The organism is Mesorhizobium sp. CA7 (genome assembly GCF_020165015.1).
Classification (GTDB): Bacteria; Pseudomonadota; Alphaproteobacteria; order Rhizobiales; family Rhizobiaceae; genus Mesorhizobium.
In genome coordinates, this window is sequence record NZ_JAIUHH010000005.1 from 54,065 (window position 1) to 71,857 (window position 17,793).

Annotated in this window: 18 protein-coding genes; 14 read left to right on the forward strand and 4 right to left on the reverse strand. The window is 62.9% G+C overall.

Annotated elements, in window-relative coordinates; translation table 11 throughout:
- Positions 1-38 precede the first annotated feature (38 nt).
- Positions 39-1,004, reverse strand: a complete 966-nt coding sequence (locus LB552_RS12595) for a sugar ABC transporter substrate-binding protein (RefSeq protein ID WP_140542665.1) — start codon at positions 1,002-1,004, stop codon at positions 39-41.
- Positions 1,005-1,098: 94 nt separating this feature from the next.
- Positions 1,099-2,145 carry a sterol desaturase family protein gene (locus LB552_RS12600; protein ID WP_224606170.1) on the reverse strand — a complete coding sequence of 349 codons (1,047 nt, stop codon included), beginning with the start codon at positions 2,143-2,145 and terminating at the stop codon, positions 1,099-1,101.
- Between the two features lie 197 nt (positions 2,146-2,342).
- Between LB552_RS12600 and LB552_RS12605 the strand changes: the two genes are divergently transcribed.
- Positions 2,343-3,377: a LacI family DNA-binding transcriptional regulator gene (locus LB552_RS12605; RefSeq protein WP_224606173.1), complete on the forward strand. Its 1,035-nt coding sequence runs from the start codon at positions 2,343-2,345 to the stop codon at positions 3,375-3,377.
- Between the two features lie 114 nt (positions 3,378-3,491).
- On the opposite strand, the gene LB552_RS12610 is transcribed toward LB552_RS12605, so the two are convergent.
- Both LB552_RS12610 and LB552_RS12615 read right to left on the reverse strand, forming a co-directional pair.
- Positions 3,492-4,709 (reverse strand): NAD(P)/FAD-dependent oxidoreductase, encoded by a 1,218-nt coding sequence (locus tag LB552_RS12610; protein ID WP_224606176.1) that lies wholly within the window; start codon positions 4,707-4,709, stop codon positions 3,492-3,494.
- Positions 4,710-4,717: 8 nt separating this feature from the next.
- A complete protein-coding gene (locus LB552_RS12615) occupies positions 4,718-5,482 on the reverse strand; it encodes an HpcH/HpaI aldolase family protein (RefSeq protein WP_224606179.1) in 765 nt (254 codons plus the stop codon).
- Positions 5,483-5,591: 109 nt separating this feature from the next.
- Between LB552_RS12615 and LB552_RS12620 the strand changes: the two genes are divergently transcribed.
- The 13 genes from LB552_RS12620 to LB552_RS12680 all read left to right on the forward strand — a co-directional run bounded on the left by LB552_RS12620 (position 5,592) and on the right by LB552_RS12680 (position 17,790).
- Positions 5,592-6,482, forward strand: coding sequence for a 2-hydroxy-3-oxopropionate reductase (locus LB552_RS12620; RefSeq protein WP_224606183.1), 891 nt, complete (start codon positions 5,592-5,594; stop codon positions 6,480-6,482).
- Between the two features lie 3 nt (positions 6,483-6,485).
- The gene (locus LB552_RS12625; RefSeq protein ID WP_224606186.1) at positions 6,486-7,298 is read left to right on the forward strand and encodes a shikimate dehydrogenase family protein; all 813 of its coding nucleotides are present in this window, start codon (positions 6,486-6,488) and stop codon (positions 7,296-7,298) included.
- Complete coding sequence (locus tag LB552_RS12630) at positions 7,291-8,097, forward strand: SDR family NAD(P)-dependent oxidoreductase (protein WP_224606189.1); 807 nt, start codon at positions 7,291-7,293, stop codon at positions 8,095-8,097. The genes LB552_RS12625 and LB552_RS12630 overlap by 8 nt, the downstream gene beginning before the upstream one ends.
- A gap of 10 nt (positions 8,098-8,107) precedes the next feature.
- Entirely contained in the window at positions 8,108-8,359 is a 252-nt protein-coding gene (locus LB552_RS12635) for a Rid family hydrolase (protein WP_411965941.1), read from the forward strand.
- 172 nt (positions 8,360-8,531) lie between these two features.
- Positions 8,532-9,320, forward strand: a complete 789-nt coding sequence (locus tag LB552_RS12640; protein WP_224523025.1) for a FadR/GntR family transcriptional regulator — start codon at positions 8,532-8,534, stop codon at positions 9,318-9,320.
- 280 nt (positions 9,321-9,600) lie between these two features.
- A complete protein-coding gene (locus LB552_RS12645) occupies positions 9,601-10,311 on the forward strand; it encodes an SDR family oxidoreductase (protein ID WP_224606192.1) in 711 nt (236 codons plus the stop codon).
- A 10-nt stretch (positions 10,312-10,321) separates the two neighbouring features.
- A complete protein-coding gene (locus LB552_RS12650; RefSeq protein ID WP_140630296.1) occupies positions 10,322-11,071 on the forward strand; it encodes an SDR family NAD(P)-dependent oxidoreductase in 750 nt (249 codons plus the stop codon).
- An 81-nt stretch (positions 11,072-11,152) separates the two neighbouring features.
- A complete protein-coding gene (locus LB552_RS12655) occupies positions 11,153-12,100 on the forward strand; it encodes a LysR substrate-binding domain-containing protein (protein WP_224523045.1) in 948 nt (315 codons plus the stop codon).
- 88 nt (positions 12,101-12,188) lie between these two features.
- Positions 12,189-13,223, forward strand: coding sequence for an amino acid ABC transporter substrate-binding protein (locus LB552_RS12660; RefSeq protein ID WP_224523047.1), 1,035 nt, complete (start codon positions 12,189-12,191; stop codon positions 13,221-13,223).
- A gap of 98 nt (positions 13,224-13,321) precedes the next feature.
- Positions 13,322-14,485, forward strand: coding sequence for an ABC transporter permease subunit (locus LB552_RS12665; RefSeq protein WP_224606195.1), 1,164 nt, complete (start codon positions 13,322-13,324; stop codon positions 14,483-14,485).
- 5 nt (positions 14,486-14,490) lie between these two features.
- Positions 14,491-15,570 carry an amino acid ABC transporter permease gene (locus tag LB552_RS12670; protein WP_224606211.1) on the forward strand — a complete coding sequence of 360 codons (1,080 nt, stop codon included), beginning with the start codon at positions 14,491-14,493 and terminating at the stop codon, positions 15,568-15,570.
- Between the two features lie 10 nt (positions 15,571-15,580).
- Positions 15,581-16,336 (forward strand): amino acid ABC transporter ATP-binding protein, encoded by a 756-nt coding sequence (locus tag LB552_RS12675; RefSeq protein WP_224606213.1) that lies wholly within the window; start codon positions 15,581-15,583, stop codon positions 16,334-16,336.
- A 50-nt stretch (positions 16,337-16,386) separates the two neighbouring features.
- Positions 16,387-17,790 (forward strand): FAD-binding oxidoreductase, encoded by a 1,404-nt coding sequence (locus LB552_RS12680; protein ID WP_224606215.1) that lies wholly within the window; start codon positions 16,387-16,389, stop codon positions 17,788-17,790.
- Positions 17,791-17,793: the final 3 nt, after the last annotated feature.

Genomic DNA, 17,793 nt, shown 5'->3' on the forward strand with positions numbered 1-17,793 from the left:
CCCCGCAGTAAAAGCGAGGGCGGCCCAGGCGGGGAGGATTATCGCGTCCCTGCTTTCACGCCGGCGATGGTGGCGTCGACATTTGCTTTGTCGATGATGCCTGGTCCCGTCAGGATCTCACGCGTAGGCACCGATAAACCATAGTTGACATGGCCGTTCAGGATCGCAACGGCGAGATAGCCTTGCAGATAGCCCTGCTGGTCGATCGCGCAGTCCTGCTGGCCGCCCTTGATGTTGTTCAGGATGGTCTCGTCGAAATTCATGCCGCACAGATGGACTTTTCCGATCTTGCCGGCCTGGGTAATGCCGTTCATGGCCGAGTTCGCATCGACGTTGCCGATGGTGAAGACGGCGTTCACGTCCTGATGCTGTAGCAGATAGGCCTTCACCGCCTGCGCAACGGCCGTGGCCGAGCCGAACGAGGTGGCTGGCAGTGGCAGCACGTCGGCTTCGCCGCCGCCGTTCTTCATCCCCTCCTTGAAGCCACCGCAAAACGCCTCGATGTTGGCGGCGCCTGGCAGCGTGTTGATGCAGACGCCTTTCTTGTTGCCAGCCTTGGTGAGGTACTCGCCGGCCGCGACGCCGCCCTTATAATCGTCCGAGCCGACATAGTTCATGGCGCCAAGGCGATCGGCCGCTTTCAACCCGCCGGCATTGTAGATAAGCAGCGGAATGCCCGCGTCCTTTACCGCCTTGAACGCAGGGTCCATAGCTTCCGGCACCCAGTCCGGGCCGACAATGGCGTCGGCCTTCTGGTCGATCGCCTGGCGGATCAGTTCGGCGGCGTCTACACCGAGATTGTCGTAGTTCTGCGGCCCGAGCCAGGTAACCTTGCCGCCCTGAGCCTCGACCACCTTGCCGGCGTCTTCAGCGCCGCGCTTGACAATCGACCAGAACGGATCGTCGGGCTTGCCGCCGACCACGAAGATATTGGCGGCGAGCGTCGCGCCGGTGCTGAACCCGATCAGCACCGCTGTCGACACCAGTGTCTTGAAAAGCTTCATGGTATTCCTCCCAGATTACCCCGTGGGGTTTCAACAAAAGTCTTCCTGCTCCGGGCCCGCTCCTCACGGCTCAGCCGAAACAGCGTTTGGTTGGTTATTCCGCCGGCATTCCAGGCGCCGGATCACCGCGGCCTTCCTGGCGGCTCCGCATCTTTTCCTTCTTCTTGCGGAAGCGTGCCTTCATGGCCTCGTCGGCTTCCTTGCTGCCGTCGTGCCAGGTGCCAAACAGCTTATCGAGGGGTACCAACCCGTCGCCGCCGTAATTCACCTCGAAATACTTGTGATGCAGGTAGTGTACGTAGGAATGGCTATCGAGATTGACCTTGTCGGTGATTTCGAAGATCTCGAAACCGAGGTGACCGTTCACCGCGCCGAAACCCGCGCCGTGCAGTGTGAAGTAGGCGCAGACCGGGTTGGACGGGATCAACAGGTGCAGCCAGGCCTCAGCGTGATAGAGGAAGCCTTCGACCGGATGCATCGACAGCGACGACCACGGGCTCGGGTTGATCGAATTGTGATGGACCGAATGCACCCATTTGTAGAGCGGCGGCCAGTGGATCGCCCTATGCAGGAAGAAGAAATAGACCTCATGCACGGCCGGCGCGACAAGCACCAGGAACGACAGGTATAGCCAGTTCGTCGTCCACGGCAGCCAGACCGCCCAGCTGTTGGCATAGACCCACAGCATCACGATCTCGACCACCGTCCACAGCGGTATCGTGACGAAAAAAGAGCGGGCAAAATTGTCGATGTTCTGGCTTTGAAACCAGAACACGTCGGAGGGCACCTCGGACGGAAATTTCGGATTGTATTTGAAACGGTTCTGCTGCTTGCGCTGGATGTAGTAGCGCAACTCGAAGAAGCCGTAGAAAAGAAAAATCCCGGCGGCGTTGAGGCCATACAGCCAAAGGTAGTTGAGCAGCGAAAAGCTCGCGAGGCTTTGCCAGCTCGGGATGAGCAGATTGACCCAAATGAGCGACGTGGCGAGATGGAACGTGTTCCACGGCCAGAAGAACTCCGGAATCCAGGCCACCACTCTTTTCGCATTGAACGGACGGTGCCAGATCGGCGCCGGCTCGGCGCGGCGGTGCGGGGCCCAATTGCCGCGTTTGTCGCGTGTTCCATACTGAAGGTCATCCATCGTAACAGCGCCTCCTCACCCGGATCGGTCTGGAATCTGCAGGGATCAGGCCCCGCCCTGGGCTCAGCTGGCCGAGCCCTAACTCGGCGCAATTCATATCGGAGGGTTGATATTTGGAGAAGGCAGAAATAGTATCAAAATTGCATTTGTATCATTTAGTTTCAATCATGATGATACTGCAAAGGGATGGGCGTTCAATGAAGCGGCCGACAATCCATGATCTCGCCACGGCGGCAGGCGTATCGGTGGCGACCGTGAACAGAATTCTGGGCGGCACCGTTTCCGTGCGGCCCAAGACAGTCCAACGCGTGCAGAGCGCCGCGGAGGAAATCGGGTTTTACGGCATAGGAGCGATTGACGATCGGGCCCGAAAAATATCGCCACACTACCGGCTGGGTTTCCTGCTCCAGCAGTCGACCCGCGACCTCTACCAGCTGTTCGGGAAGAAGATTATTGCCGCCTGTCGCGAGCGTCGGGACGAGGTCATTGAACCTGTCGTCGACTTCGTCGATATTCTAACGCCGGAGACCATATCGGGCCGTCTTATCGCGCTCGGCGAGGGATGCGATGCGGTCGCGGTGGTCGCGGCGGATCACCCGATCGTTGGCCAGGCCATCCGTTCACTGAAGGAAATGGGGAAACCGGTCGTCTCCTACATCACGGATCAATCCGCCCCGGAAAGGGCGGCTTATGTGGGCACCGACAATTGGAAGCTGGGGCGGACCGCAGCCTTCCTGATCACGCAAACGACGCAAGGCCCCGGTCGCATTGCGGTTTTCATCGGCAATCACCGGTATCAGTGCCAGGATGTCTCGGATGCCAGCTTCCGCTCCTATCTGCGCGAGCACGCGCCTCGGCTCACAGTTGAGGAAAGCCGCCCCACTCATGAGGAACCAAGCGAAGCTTACCGCATGGTGGCGGAGTTGCTGAAGACGACCGACGATCTTGTCGGGATTCTGATCGTTGGCGGCGGCATCACAGGCGTTCTTCGTGCCTTAAGGGAGGCGTCTGCCGAGAGGCGAGCGGGGATCAAGGTGGTGTGCCGCGACATTGGCCCGGAGACCCGAAAAGGACTGTCTGAGGGACTGATCACAGCCGCGCTCTGCCATCCCCTCGAGGCGACTTCCGCCCTTCTCGTGCAGACCATGATCGACGTCATTGGACCACAGGCACCATTCGCCACCCTTCAACGATCAATACCATTTGAAATTGTCACGCCGGAGAATATCTGAGGCACGGGCAGCCGGGCCGCCATCGGACATTTGGTTTGAAGTCCGTTGTCGGGCGAAAACGAGCCGATCTCAGCGACCGGGAAGAGGGCGCAAGGCGGTCAACACTCAAGGCCGCTAGATCACCGCTTCTTCGAGAAACGGTTCATTCCGCGGTATGCGTTCGTAGCTGAACGGCGACAGGTCGAGCGTCTGAAAAGCCCCGTGGACAATCAGCTCCGAGACCGCCCGGCCGACGGCAGGCGACTGCTGCAGGCCATGGCCGGAGAAACCGTTGGCGAACATGAAGTTGGTCACCTCCGGGTGGAAGCCGACGATACCGTTGTGGTCGAGCATGTTGTATTCGTAATGGCCGGTCCAACTGGTCTGCACCTTCAACGCGTCGAAGGCTGGAATGCGGTGCCAAAGCGCCGGCCAGATGTAGTCGTCGAACTCTTCAAAATGCATCTCGAAGTCGTCGTATTCGGCCGGCCCGTCGCCCTGCGGCGTGTTGCCGGTGAGGAAGAGCTCGCCTTCCGGACGCACGAAGGTGCCGGAAAGATCGATGACATTGGGCATCCGCCCGGGGATGGGATTGGCGCTGGCGAAAACAAAACTGTAGCGCTTGTAGGGAGCAACCGGGATGGACAAGCCGGCCATGGCGGCGACCTGCTGTGCGCGTGGACCGGCGGCGTTGACTAGGGTTCCGCAACGAACCGTCTGGCCGGTCGAGAGACGGGCCGAGACGACCCGGCCTTCGGAAACATCCAAATCCGTCACGGCGTTGTCGATATATTCGACGCCGCTCGCTCGCGCCGCGCGGCGGAACCCATTAAGCAAGCCCATGGAGTCGAACCAGCCCTCTTCGCGCGAACCCCACGAACCTCCGCCGAGGTCGTCGACATTCAGCCAGGGAAAACGTTCCTTCAACGCGCCCGGTTCGAGGAAGACGGTGTGGGCGCCGAGGCTGCGCTGCAGCTCGACTCGTTCGCGCGCCGCGTTCACGCCCTCGGGCGAGCAGCAGTAGAGATATCCATGTTCCTTGAAGCCGAGATCAGGCGCGGGCTCATTGGTGTAGAACGGCGCCATCCGCTCCTGAAAACCGCGGATGATCTCGATGCCGAACTGGCTGATCTTCACATTGATCGGGTTAGAATACTGCTGGCGGATTGCGCTGGTGGAGAGCGCCGTCGAGGAGAACTCGTAGCTTGAGTCGCGTTCGACCACGAGGATCGACGCGCCGCTGCCCAGCGCCTGGCTCAGCCAGTAAGCGGTCGACGAACCGATCACCGCGCCACCGACGATGACGATGTCGTAGGCGTTCCGGGAAGGCGCCTTGTAAGGAGGAATTGCCATGGCTTTTCCTACTGCCTGAACGAAGCGATCAGGGCATCCGAGCCCCGCGCCAGCAAACCGAGATCCGAGCCCACCGCAATCATGGTGAAGCCGTCGGCGACATAGCGGTCGGCGTCGGCCTTGACCGGCGCCAGGATGCCGCTGGCCTTGCCAGCGGCGGCCGCGGCCTTGCGTACCGAAGCGATCGCCTCCTGCACATGTGCAGCGCCTGGATTGCCCATCGCGCCCATATTGGTGGAGAGATCGCCGGGGCCGACGAAGAGCACATCGACGCCCGCGACAGCGGCGATCTCGCCCGCATTGGCGACGCCCGATTCGTCCTCGATCTGGACGGCCAGCAGCTGCTGCTCGCGTGCCTTGGCGTGGTAGCTGGCGATGCGGCCAAACGCGTTGGCACGATGACCGACGGAAAAGCCGCGGAAGCCGCCTGGCGCATAGGTCATGGCTGCGACGATGGCGCGTGCCTGCTCCGCCGTGCGCACATTTGGAATCATCAAGCTGCGGGCGCCGACATCCAAAGTCTGCTTCATGAGGCTGGCATCGTCGGACGGCAGGCGCACCACTGCCTCACAAGGAAACGCTGCCGCGACCTGCAGCTGCGCCATGATGCTGCGCAGATCGTTCGGGCTGTGTTCGCCGTCGATCAGCAGCCAGCCCGTCCCGGAGCCGGCGACGACCTCGGTGGTCAGCGCCGAAGCCAGCGAGCACCAGATACCGATATGGGGTTTGCCCGCCTGCACGGCAGCCTTTAGCGAATTGACACGCTCCTGCATCTTGCGATCGGTCTCCAATGAGAAGAAGGTGCATTGAAATTTATATGATGTCCTATATCATATGGCAAGCTTGGCCTGCAAGATGGCTCTGGCCGCAACGGAGTTGCAAATGAAGATTGGCTTTATCGGACTGGGCGTCATGGGGGCGCCGATGGCAAGGCATCTCGCCGACGCAGGGCATGAGGTCGTCACGGTGCTCAACCGCTCGCCTCTGCCTGCAGATCTGCGAGCATCGGTCGTCGCCTCCGCCGCTGAGGTGGCGCGAACCGCGGAGATCGTCATCACGATGCTGCCCGACACGCCTGACGTGGAGCGCGTCCTGTTTGGCCAGAACGGCGTGCTTGAAGGGATATCCGCCGGCAAGCTGGTCATCGACATGAGCTCGATCAGCCCGATCGCCACCGCCCAATTTGCGGCGAAAATCACGGAAGCGGGGGGCGGCTATCTCGACGCGCCGGTCTCCGGCGGCGAGGTCGGCGCCAAGGCGGCGAGCCTCACCATCATGGTCGGCGGACCGGCCGCCGAGTTCGAGCGCGCGCTGCCGATCTTTGAGGAGCTCGGCAACAACATCACGCTGATCGGTGGAAAGAACGGCGCCGGCCAGACATGCAAGATCGCCAACCAGATCATCGTCGCGCTCAACATCGAGGCGGTTGCCGAAGCGCTGGTCTTTGCCGGCAAGGCCGGCTGCGATCCGGCGAAGGTGCGCACTGCCCTGATGGGCGGCTTCGCCTCATCGCGCGTGCTTGAAGTGCATGGCGAGCGCATGATCGCCCGCGCCTTCGCCCCGGGTTTCCGCATCCGGCTGCACCAGAAGGATCTCGGTCTTGCGCTCGAAAGTGCTCGCGCGCTTGGCGTTGCATTGCCGGGCACGGCAACGGCGCAGCAGCTGATGAATGCCTGCTCAGCGCGAACCGCCGGCGCGGACGCCGACCATTCGTCACTCGTGCGGGCGCTCGAAATCCTGAGTGATCACGAACTGTCAAACGGAAAGGAATAACCGATGCGCGGAACCGGCAAGGCCGACATCTTCGTCATGCTGGCCCATCCTGTGGGCCATGCGAAGAGCCCCGGCATATTCAATGAGATCTTCGAGCAGAAGGGGCTCGACAGCCTGATGGTGCCGCTGAGCTGCCGTCCGGAAGATTTCGACACTTTCTGGGCCGGCATCACGGCGGCCGAGAACATCAGAGGTGTGATCATCTCCGTGCCCTATAAGGTCCCGGTCTACCACAAATGCGCGGCCGCTCACGACCGCGCCGCGCGCGTGCAGAGCGCCAACTCGGTGCGCCGGCAGGCGGACGGCAGCTGGTATGCCGACAATTTCGACGGCGTCGGCTTCATCGATGGCTTGAAGGCAGGCGGACACCAGATCGCCGGCAAGCGCATCCTGCAGGTCGGCGCCGGCGGCGCGGGGTCGTCGCTGACCTATTGCCTTGCTGAAGAAGGCGCGGCGGAAATCCGCCTGGCCGACATCGACAGGGAACGCGCGCAAAAACTCGCATCGCTGGTCAACAAGTCCTTCCCCGATTGCCGCATCGAAGTCGCAGATCCCGACCCGTCCGGCATGGACATGGCGATCAACGCGACGCCGTCCGGCCTGAAAGCCGGCGACCCGCTGCCGATGGATGTTAGCAAGCTGACCCCGAACATGACAGTGGTCGACATCATCATGGAGCCGGCCGAGACCGCCCTGCTCAAGGCGGCGAAGACGATCGGCTGCCGCATCCAACCCGGACGCCCGATGATGGATTTCCAGGTCGAGGCCATGGCCGCGTTCTTCGACATCGAGCGAAAGGACCGCCACCATGGCTGATGCAATGAGCGCCGTCATCATCGGCGGCACGTCCGGCATCGGCCGTGCGATCGCCGAGCGCTTTGCCGGGGACAGCTATCAGGTGGTCGTCGCCGGCCGCGACAGCGTCCGTGGCAAGGAAACGGCGAGCGCCTGCGGGAGCATAGGCGCGCCGCGCGCCCTCTTCGTCCGGACCGATGTTGCCGATCCCGTCTCCGTCGAGGCGCTGGCGACGGAAGTCGTGAGCGCGTTCGGCACGCCTCATGTCGTCGTCAACTGCGCCGGCATCCTGCAGAGTGGCAAGCATGTGCTCGACCAGGACCTCGCCGAAGACGAAGAGATGTGGCGCATCAACTATCGCGGCACCCTGCTCGGCTGCCAGGTGTTCGGCCGGCTGATGTCGGCGGCCGGGCGCGGGGCGATCCTCAATGTCGGCTCGCTTGCCTCTTTCGCGCCGCTGTCGCTGCCGGCCTATACGCCGGGCAAACATGCGGTGCTGGCCCTCACCCAGATGTTGGCCGCCGAGCTCGGCCCGCATGGGGTACGCGTCAATGCCGTGGCTCCGGGTTACACGCTGTCGGACGGGCTGAAAGCAAAGATCGCCAAGGGCGAGCGCAACCCCGAAGCCATCCAGGCGACCACGGCTCTGCGCCGCTTCGTCGAGCCGCGCGACGTTGCCGAGGCCGCGCTGTTCCTGTGCTCCGACCGCGCCGCCTCGATAACCGGCGTGACCCTGCCCGTCGATGCCGGCTGGCTCGTCCAGGCGCCCTACGCGCAGTATCTGCAAGGCAATCCCATTCGGCTGACGCCGGCTACCTGAGAGAGAACCCGTGACCGACATCCAGCGCTTCGACTTCGACACCCGCGTTCATCACGGCGTCATCCACAACGGCACGCTGTACCTCACCGGTCAGGTGGCGAAGCCGGGCCAATCCGCGGCCGACCAGATGCGCGAGGTGCTGGACAAGATCGACGCGCTGCTCGCCAAGTCGGGCACTAACAAGACCCGCATCCTGCACGTCCAGATGTGGCTGGACGACGTGCGGGATTTCGACGAGGTCAACACGGTCTGGGATGCCTGAATGCCGAAGGAGCACGCGCCGGCCCGCTCCTCCGGCGAGGGCTGCATGGCCAAGCCCGGCATGCTGGTCGAACTGATCGTCACCGCGGCGGTTTGAATGGTCCTGCCGGTTCGGGCATCATCCCGAATCTGAACTTGAACGGCCCTGATCTGATTTGAACGGAAGGACCTCAATGACCAAACGCAAGCCGCTTTCCACCCTGGTGGCGGAGAGCTTGGCCGAAAAGATCCGCTCCGGTCAGTTGCAGCCCGGCGCGCAACTGCCGACCGAGGCGGAACTTTGCGCCGAATACGACGTCAGCCGCACCGTCGTGCGCGAAGCAGTGGCGCGGCTGCGCTCCGAGGGTATGGTGGTTCCGCAGCAGGGGCGCGGCATGTTCGTCAGCGAGACGCCGACCCCGCGCAGTTTCTCGATCCCGGACGAGGCACTCAGGACCCTGCCGGAAACCATCTCCTTGCTTGAACTCAGACTGAGCGTCGAGGTGGAATCCGCCGGGCTCTGTGCGGAACGCCGCACCGACAAGGAAGCAAGCGGCATCCGCGCCATAATGGATGACATCGACGCGCAGCAGGCCGACCCCGCCGCGGTCCAGATCCATTACGATTACGACTTCCACCTCGCGATCGCTAAGGCGGCGCGCAACGAATTCATCTACGGCTTCCTTGCCTATCTCGGGCCGATGATCGTGCCGAGATTCCAGCTCGGTTATGTCGTCGAGCCTGCCCTCAAGGACAGCTACTACGCGCGCATCCACAGCGAGCACAAAGCCATCGTCGATGCCATTGAAAGGCAGGACGGAAGCAAAGCCCGACAGGCGATGCGCAAGCATCTGCAGAACAGTTTGGGACGTGTGCGCGCACTTGCCAAAGCCTCGGGCGTCGAGGCAACCGAGGCCGAGCAGAAGGCCGCGGCGGCCTCGCTTTTCACCAAGCTGAAAAAGCCTTTGCCGACCGCCGGGTAGGTTCACCCGACTTCGACGTCGTTTGCCTCTGTCGCCGCGCGGGCGGCCGGTTGTTTACGAAAGCCATGTTTTTTCTCAGTTGGCGATCGGAAATCCGCCTTCGCAGGTTGAGGACATTGTTTTCCTTGGGATAGCAGCGTTTGTCGCCGCGTAGGCACGCCGGAATATTCCAGCCGCCGAAAGGCGTTCGAAAGTTTATCTTTCCTTTTTGCTGCTTTTCTTGGTTTCGCGGCATCGGCCCAGGCCGCAAACTGAAATCCAAGCAATCGGGGAAGCCCAGGTGACGACAGCCTTCATAACAGGAGCGACGAGCGGCATAGGGCGGGCGATGGCAATTGCGCTGAGCGACGCCGGCTACGACGTCTATGCCGTCGGCCGCAGCCAGGCCGCGCTCAAGGAGCTACAGGCCGAGCGTCCGGGCATCGTGCCGATCGCCGTCGACGTTACCGACCGCGAGGCGCTGGAATCGGTGCTGGCCGATCTCACCGTCGACGTCTTGATCAACAATGCCGGCATCATGCCGCCGCTCGGCAATTTCGCCGATATGAACATCGCCGACATCGACACCACGCTCGAGGTGAACCTCAGTGCCGCGATCCTGCTCACCCGCCTCGTCGTGCCGCAGATGCGCGAGCGGCAGTCGGGCCATATCTTGTTCACCGGTTCCGTCGCCGGCCACACGGCATTCTCCAACATCGCCGTCTACGCGGCCACCAAGGCGGCTATCTCCGGCTTTGCCGGCGCGCTGCGCGCCGACCTCTCTGCGTCCGGCATACGCGTCACCGAGATCGTCGCCGGCCGTGTCGAGACGCAGCTCTATGAAGACATCCTCGACGCCAAGACGCGCGAGGCCATGTACGCCAGCAAAGTGGTGCAGCCGGATGACGTGGCCAAGATGGTGACCGCGGTTCTCGCGCTCCCCGCATGGGCCGACGTTACCCGTTTTGACATCATGCCCACCTGGCCAACCTCGCCGAGCGGCACCAAGTAAGGGAAACAGGATGAAAGACCTTTCCGTTCTGATCGTTGGCGGCGGCGCAGGCCTCGGCGCTCTTCTCGCCCGCATGGCCGTGGAGGCCGGAGCGACAAAGATCGGTATCATCGACATCAACCAGGAAGCAGCGCAGAGCGCGCTCGATCCGGCAAAGGCCAAGAGCCTGCCGACCGCAGCGGCGACTTGCGACATCCAGGTCGGCCCGCAGTGCCATGCCGCTTTCGACGCCATCGTTTCGAAGCTCGGGCGCATCGACACGCTGATCAATTGCGCCGCCATCTATCCGCGCCGTCCGCTGCTCGAAATCACCGACGCCGATTGGGACGCCTCCAACGGCATCAACATCAAGGGCACCTATCACATGATGGTGGCCGCGGTTCGCCACATGCAGGCGCAAGAGCCGAAGAACCATGTCCGCGGGCGGATTGTGAACCTCACCTCGGTCGATGCCTTCAAGGCGCATCCGCAGAACGCCCATTATGCAGCGACGAAGGCAGCCGTCGTCAGCCTGACGCGCTCCTTTGCCCATCACGTCGCCAAGGACGGCGTCCTGGTGAATTCCGTCGCACCCGCCGGCATGGCCACGGAGAAGGCAAAGGCGCTCGGTTTTCTCGAGGAGCTGGCTAAGGCAAGCCCTCTCGGCCGCGGCGCCGAGCCGACGGAAATCGCCGAGTGGGTACTCATGACCGGCGGACCCAAGAATACCTACATGACCGGCGAAAACGTCATTGTCTCAGGTGGTTACATCTACGCCTGAACCAACTTCATCAGCCCGGCCCGGCTGACATTCAGCAGTGCATGCTCGACGGAGTCTCGAACGAAAGGAGGCGGAATTCCCATGACCGGCAAGCTTCGCCTCCCATCGCTCAATGCGCTGCGCGTTTTCCACGCCGTCGCGCAGCACAAGAGTTTTAGGCAGGCAGCCGATGAATTGCTGGTCACGCCGCAAGCGGTCGGGCAGCAGATCAAGCTCCTGGAGGACACGCTCCAGGTGACGCTGTTCGAGCGCAAGGGTCGTTCGATCGAGCTGACCGAATCCGCCATTTTGCTCTCGCACTACGTCAAGGCCGGCTTCGAGGAGTTTTCCGAAGGTGTCCGCCGCGTCACCAAGTCGAACTACCGCGACCGCATCAACCTCAATGCCAGCCCCTACTTCGCCACGCACTATTTGCTGCCCAGGCTCTCGCTCTTCCGCGAGATGCTGCCGGGCGCCGATCTGCGCCTGACGACGATGGTCGACCTGCCTGACTTCGGGCGCGACGACATCGATATGACCGTGCAGTGGGGCTACGGCAACTGGCCGGACTATGAAACCACGCTCTTGGTGCCGGATCCGAAGATCATTTGCTGCACGCCGGCGATCGGCGAAAAGATCAAGTCGGCGCACGATCTCACGAAGTTCACGCTGCTCGACACCGTCAAGTCGAAGCGCCTGTGGCCGGATATTCTGCGGCACCTTGGCGTCGAGCTGACGGATGGAGACCGCAGCATCAGCTTCGACGATGCCGCGACCATGCGTCGGGCGACCCTGCAGGGCATCGGCGTCGGCCTGGTTTCCGTGATCGATGCCGAGGAAGATTTCCGCTCCGGCGCTCTGGTGGCGCCGATCGGCCGCGACGCTATTGCCGATATGAAGCCGGAGGAAGTGCCTGGTTTCTATCTCGTCGTCCCGCGCGGGCATCTGCGCGTGAAGGCGGTGGCGGCGCTCCATCGGTGGCTGGCCCAGGAGGACTGGCGCAGCGACCTGAAACTCTCCTTGCCGAAACCGACCCCGCTTTCCGACTGAGAGGCGGCTTCGAGACCGAGTCCCGAAGACATCTTGCGGGGTTCCAACAACAAGAAACGGAACAACCTCAACAGTGGAGACAACAACTATGAAAATGATCAAATGGGGGGCCGCCGCCATGGCCCTGGGCCTCGCGCATCTGGCGGCGCCGGCTGAAGCCGCCGGCGGCAAGACGCTGGAGACCGTGAAGGCCCGCGGCGTGCTCAACTGCACCGGCCATGACGGCTCCTATCTCGGCTTCGCCGAAGTGGACGACAAGGGCAACTGGAAGGGCATGGACATCGACCTTTGTAAGGCGGTGGCGACCGCTGTGTTCGGCGATCCGGCGAAACTGAAGATCGTGCCGATCAGCTGGGCGCAGCGCTGGCCCTCGCTTCAGTCGGGCGATGTCGACATCATCATCAAGGCCTCGGGCGGCACACTCAGCCGCGATACCGAGCTCGGCCTGCAATTCTCGATGTCCTACTATCTCGGCACCACCAAGGTGATGGCGCATAAGGAGCTCAACCTGAAATCGCTCAAGGATGCCAATGGCGGCACGATCTGCATTCCCGCCGGCACTTCGCAGGAACAGCAGGTCGCCGCCTACGCCCAGAAGCTCGGCATCAAGCTCGAGCCGGTGCTGATCGAAAAGACGGAAGAGTTGGAGCAGGCCTACTTCTCCGGCCGTTGCGATCTTTATGCGCAGTGGGGTCCGACATTGGCCATCGCCCGCATCGCCAAGAGCAAGGTCGAAGACCATGTCATCCTGCCCGACGTGCTCGCGGTAGAGCCGGAAGTCATGATCATGCGCCAAGGCGACGACAATTGGGTCGACATCGCCAACTGGACGCTGAGCACACTGATCTTCGCCGAGCAGGAAGGCATCACCTCCAAGAACGTCGACGAGATCAAGGCCAAGCCGACCTCGCCGCAGGTGGCGAAGTTCCTTGGCGTCACGCCCGGCATGGGCAAGGGCCTCGGACTCTCCGACGATTGGGCCTACAACGTGATCAAGAAGGTCGGCAATTACGGCGAGATCTTCGATCGCGACCTGGGCAAGGATTCGCCCTACAAGATGGATCGCGAGCTAACCAACCTCTGGAACAATGGCGGCGTCCTGTTCCCGCTGGTTATCGACTGATCCCCTTGGTGATCGACTGATCCGTTCCTAACGCATCCGCTTTGCGCTCCGCCCGGCCGCCTGCCCGGCGGAGCCGGCGCCAATTCGGGAAGATCCTGATGATCAGCCTGCTGAGAAATCAGAAGGTCCGCAACGCGCTGTTGCAGGCCCTTTATGTCGGCTCACTCGCCGCGATGGTCCTTGCCTGCGTGATGATCGCCAGGCGCAACCTCGCCGAGCAAGGCATTACCTCCGGCTTCGACTTCCTGTTCAAGTCGACGGGCTGGGACGTGAACTTCTCGTTGCTGCCGGCCACGGCCAACGATCCCTATTGGTGGTTCTTCCTTATCGGCATCATCAACACGCTGTTCCTGGGCTGCACCGGGCTGATCCTGGCAACGCTCGTCGGGACGATCGTCGGCCTGGCGCGGACCTCGTCCAACGAACTGGCGCAATTGCTCGGCCGCACCTATGTCGACATCTTCCGCAACATCCCGCTGATCCTCCAGGTCTTCTTCTGGTACGCTTTGATCACGCACCTGCCGACGCCGCGCGCTGCACACGAAGCCTGGGGCTTTCTGCTGACCAGCCGCGGCCTCTACGTGCCGGCGCCGAATGTCGGCGGGACGGCAATGGCGCTGGCCACATCGGCCGTGATCGCCGCCATCGCACTGCCGGTCTGGCTGGGCAGGACGTCACGGCTCAGCCAGCCGTTCGGCCAGCGTGCCACCATTCAGCTTGCCGGTGCTGCTGCGGCGCTGGCCTGCGCGGCCATCGTTTTGGTGGTAGGACGTCTGCCTGACGCACCGCTGCTCGATTTCCCGGCCCTGGAAGGCCTCAACCTGAGGGGCGGCCTGCGCGTTCCGCCGGAATTCTCCGCCTTGGCTATCGCAATCGCCATCTATGGCGGCTCCTACATCGCAGAAATCGTGCGCGGCGGCTTCAAATCTGTCGGCATGGGCCAGATGGAAGCTGCACTCTCGCTCGGTTTGAGCCCATGGCGCGTCTTCACGCTGGTGCGTCTGCCGCTGGCGTTGCGGGCCATGCTGCCGATCCTTGCCAACCAGTATGTCTGGCTGATGAAGGCGACGACCATGGGCATTGCCGTCGGCTTCACCGACTTCTTCATGATCGTGGCGTTGACCATCAATCATTCCGGCCAGACCCTGGAAGTGATCGGCATCCTGATGGGAGGCTTCCTCGCCATCAATCTCAGCCTCGCCGCCGTCTTCAACCGCATCAACAAGGCCATTGCCCTCAAGGGCAATCAACTGAGGGGATGACAGAGATGGAGATGGTCATTGTCGCCCCCCCTGCCCCGGGCAGGCTCGAAGACCTGAAGCGCCGCTTCTTCGCGACGCCGCTCCAGGCGCTGCTGTCGCTGATCTCCCTGGCGATCATGGTCTCTATCGTCTGGAAACTGCTCAACTGGGCAGTCTTTTCTGCCGTGTTCACGACCAGCGGTGGACCCGATGCGTGCCAGGCGGCGGCGGGAGCCTGCTGGTCGGTCATCGCTGCCCGGTGGCGGATCATCCTGTTCGGCCTCTATCCCTTCGAGGAGCAATGGCGCTCCGCGCTCGCCTGCCTGACCGTGGTGGTGATGACGGTGCTGAGCTGTATTCCGGCCTTCTGGACCGGACGCCGGATCGCGCTGGTGTGGGGAGCAGGAGCAGCGTCGTACTACGTGCTGATGAAGGGCGGCGTGCTCGGCCTTTCCTATGTCGGCGAGGAAGCCTGGGGCGGGCTGGCGCTCACCCTCTTCATCTTCGTGACCACCTGCCTGATCGGCTTCCCGCTGGCGGTCTGCCTGGCGCTGCTGCGCCGCTCCGAGCTGCCATGGATATCCAGGACCACCGGTCTCATCATCGATGGGGTCCGGTCGTTGCCGCTGATCTCGATCCTGTTCACCTTCGCCATCGTCCTGCCTTTCGCCTTGCCGCAGTGGATGGCGGGCGACAAGCTCTACCGGGTGATCCTGGGTTCCGCCTTGTTCTTCTCCGCCTATCAGGCCGAGATCGTCAGAGGCGGCATGCAGGGCGTCCCGGCCGGGCAGGAAGAAGCCGCCATGGCGCTCGGCATGAGCTACTGGCAGCGTATCGGCCGCATCCTTCTGCCGCAGGCGATGCGCAACGCGCTGCCGGCCACGATCAACCAGTTCGTCATCTCGTTCAAGGAGACCTCGCTGGTGGTCATCGTCGGCTTCTTCGAGATCCTGGCCTCCGGCAACGCCGCCTATGGCACCGGCGAATGGCGCTTCGCCTATGTCGAGGTCTATGCCTTCATTGCCTTCATCTATTTCGTCTTCGTCTTCAGCCTGTCCCGCTACGGCGCTTACCTCGAGCGGCGCATGGCGGTCGGCGACCGCTAAGGAGGCATGCATGGAATCGACGCTCCCGTCCGGCTCGGCCGTGCAAATCGAAAGTCTCGACAAACATTACGGGTCGTTCCACGCGCTGCGGAAGATAAATCTCTCCGTCGAGCGCGGCGAAAGGATCGTCATCTGCGGTCCGTCAGGCTCCGGCAAATCCACCCTGATCCGCTGCATCAACCGGCTCGAACAGCATGACGGCGGCCGCATCGCCGTGCTCGGCACCGAGCTCAACGACGACGTCGGCAATATCGACGGGATCAGGCGCGAAGTCGGCATGGTGTTCCAGCACTTCAATCTGTTCCCGCACATGACGGTGCTGGAGAACTGCATGATCGCGCCAATGATCGTCCGCAAGCGGCCGCGCGCGGAAGCCGAGACGACGGCCAGGCGCTTTCTGGAGAAGGTGCGAATCCCTGAGCAGGCAATGAAGTTTCCGAGCCAGCTTTCCGGCGGCCAGCAGCAGCGCGTCGCGATCGCCCGCGCGCTCTGCATGCAGCCGCAGATCATGCTGTTCGACGAGCCGACCTCGGCGCTCGACCCGGAGATGATCGCCGAGGTGCTGGATGTCATGGTGACGCTCGCTTCCGAAGGCATGACGATGATCTGCGTGACCCACGAAATGGGCTTCGCCCGTCGCGCCGCCGACCGGGTCATCTTCATGGACGGCGGCGAGATCGTCGAAGAGGCGCCGCCGGAGGCGTTCTTCACGTCCTCCCGAAACGAGCGAACCCGTCAATTTCTGTCGCAGGTGCTGGGTCATTGAACAGCATCCCGGGAGATGCAACGTTCGCGCGCACATCAGCAGGAATTTCAATGACCGATCCTATAGTCGCCCTGCGCGGGATACTCGGACCGAAAGGCTGGCTTTCGGGCGATGATGCCCAACCTTACCAGCGCGATTGGCTCAACCGCTACGGCGTCCGGCCCGTGGGCGTCGCCCGCCCCGCCAACACCGCGGAGGTGGCCGCGGTCGTCAAGGCTTGCCGGCAGGCAGGATTGGCAGTCGTGCCGCAAGGCGGCAATACCGGCCTGTGTGGTGGGGCCGTCGCCGAGCAGCCCGACGCGGTTATCGTCTCGCTGTCGCGCATGACCGCAATCGGCGAGCCGGATCCGGAGAGCGGCTCGATCGCGGTTGAGGCAGGCGTCGTGCTCGCCGCGCTGCACGAGGCACTGGAGCCGCATGGCCTGATGTTCCCGATGCATCTTGGGGCCGAAGGCAGCGCCAGGATCGGCGGTCTGATCGGCACCAATGCCGGCGGCAGCCAGGCCTTCCGCTTCGGCATGATGCAGGATCTGGTCCTCGGCCTCGAGGTCGTCATGGCGGACGGCACGGTGTGGGACGGAATGCGCGCGGTACAGAAGGACAATGCAGGCTATCAGCTGCGCAAGCTGTTCTGCGGTTCGGAAGGCACGCTCGGCATCGTGACGCGAGCAATCCTCAGGCTCTATCCCTCGCCAAAGCAGCGGGCGAGCGCGCTGCTGGTGATGTCCGACTTCGCCGCCGCCGTGTCGTTCGGCGCGTTTCTGCGTGGCGAGGCCGGAGAGTTCCTTACCGGCCTTGAATTCTTTTCGGATGTCGGCCTGACGCTCGCGCTCAAGCATCTTCCAGACCTCGCCTATCAGCTGGAGACGCGGGGCGACGTCTATCTGCTCGTCGAGATGGCGTCGGGCTCGACGCGCGTTCCCCTCGACGACATCCTGGGTTCGGCGCTGGAATGGGGCATGGAGCAAGGCCTGGTCGTCGATGGCGCGCTGGCCAATTCGGGCGCGCAGCGGGCGCAGTTCTGGCGCCTGCGCGAAGAGCAGCCGGAAGGCCAGCGGCTGGAGGGCGAGCAGCTCAAGCACGACATCTCCGTGCCGCCGGGCGCGATCGCGCGCTTCATCGAGGCAGGCGCGAAACTATGCCACGAGATTCTTCCGGGCGTGCGGATCAACCCGTTCGGCCATCTCGGCGACGGCAACATCCACTACAATCTGTCGCCGCCGGAAGGCCGCGCCGATTTCGATGGGAAAGCCGCGGTATTCGCTGAGGCGCTGGCCGCTTCAGCCACCAACATGGGCGGGAGCTTCGCCGCCGAGCATGGGCTCGGCCGCGCCAAGATCGCCATGGCCGACCGAAACAGAAGTCCGGTGGAGCGGGAGCTCATGGCACGGCTGAAGGATGCATTCGATCCGTCGGGCATGATGAACCCCGGTGTTTTGGTGCGGATTTCATAGCGA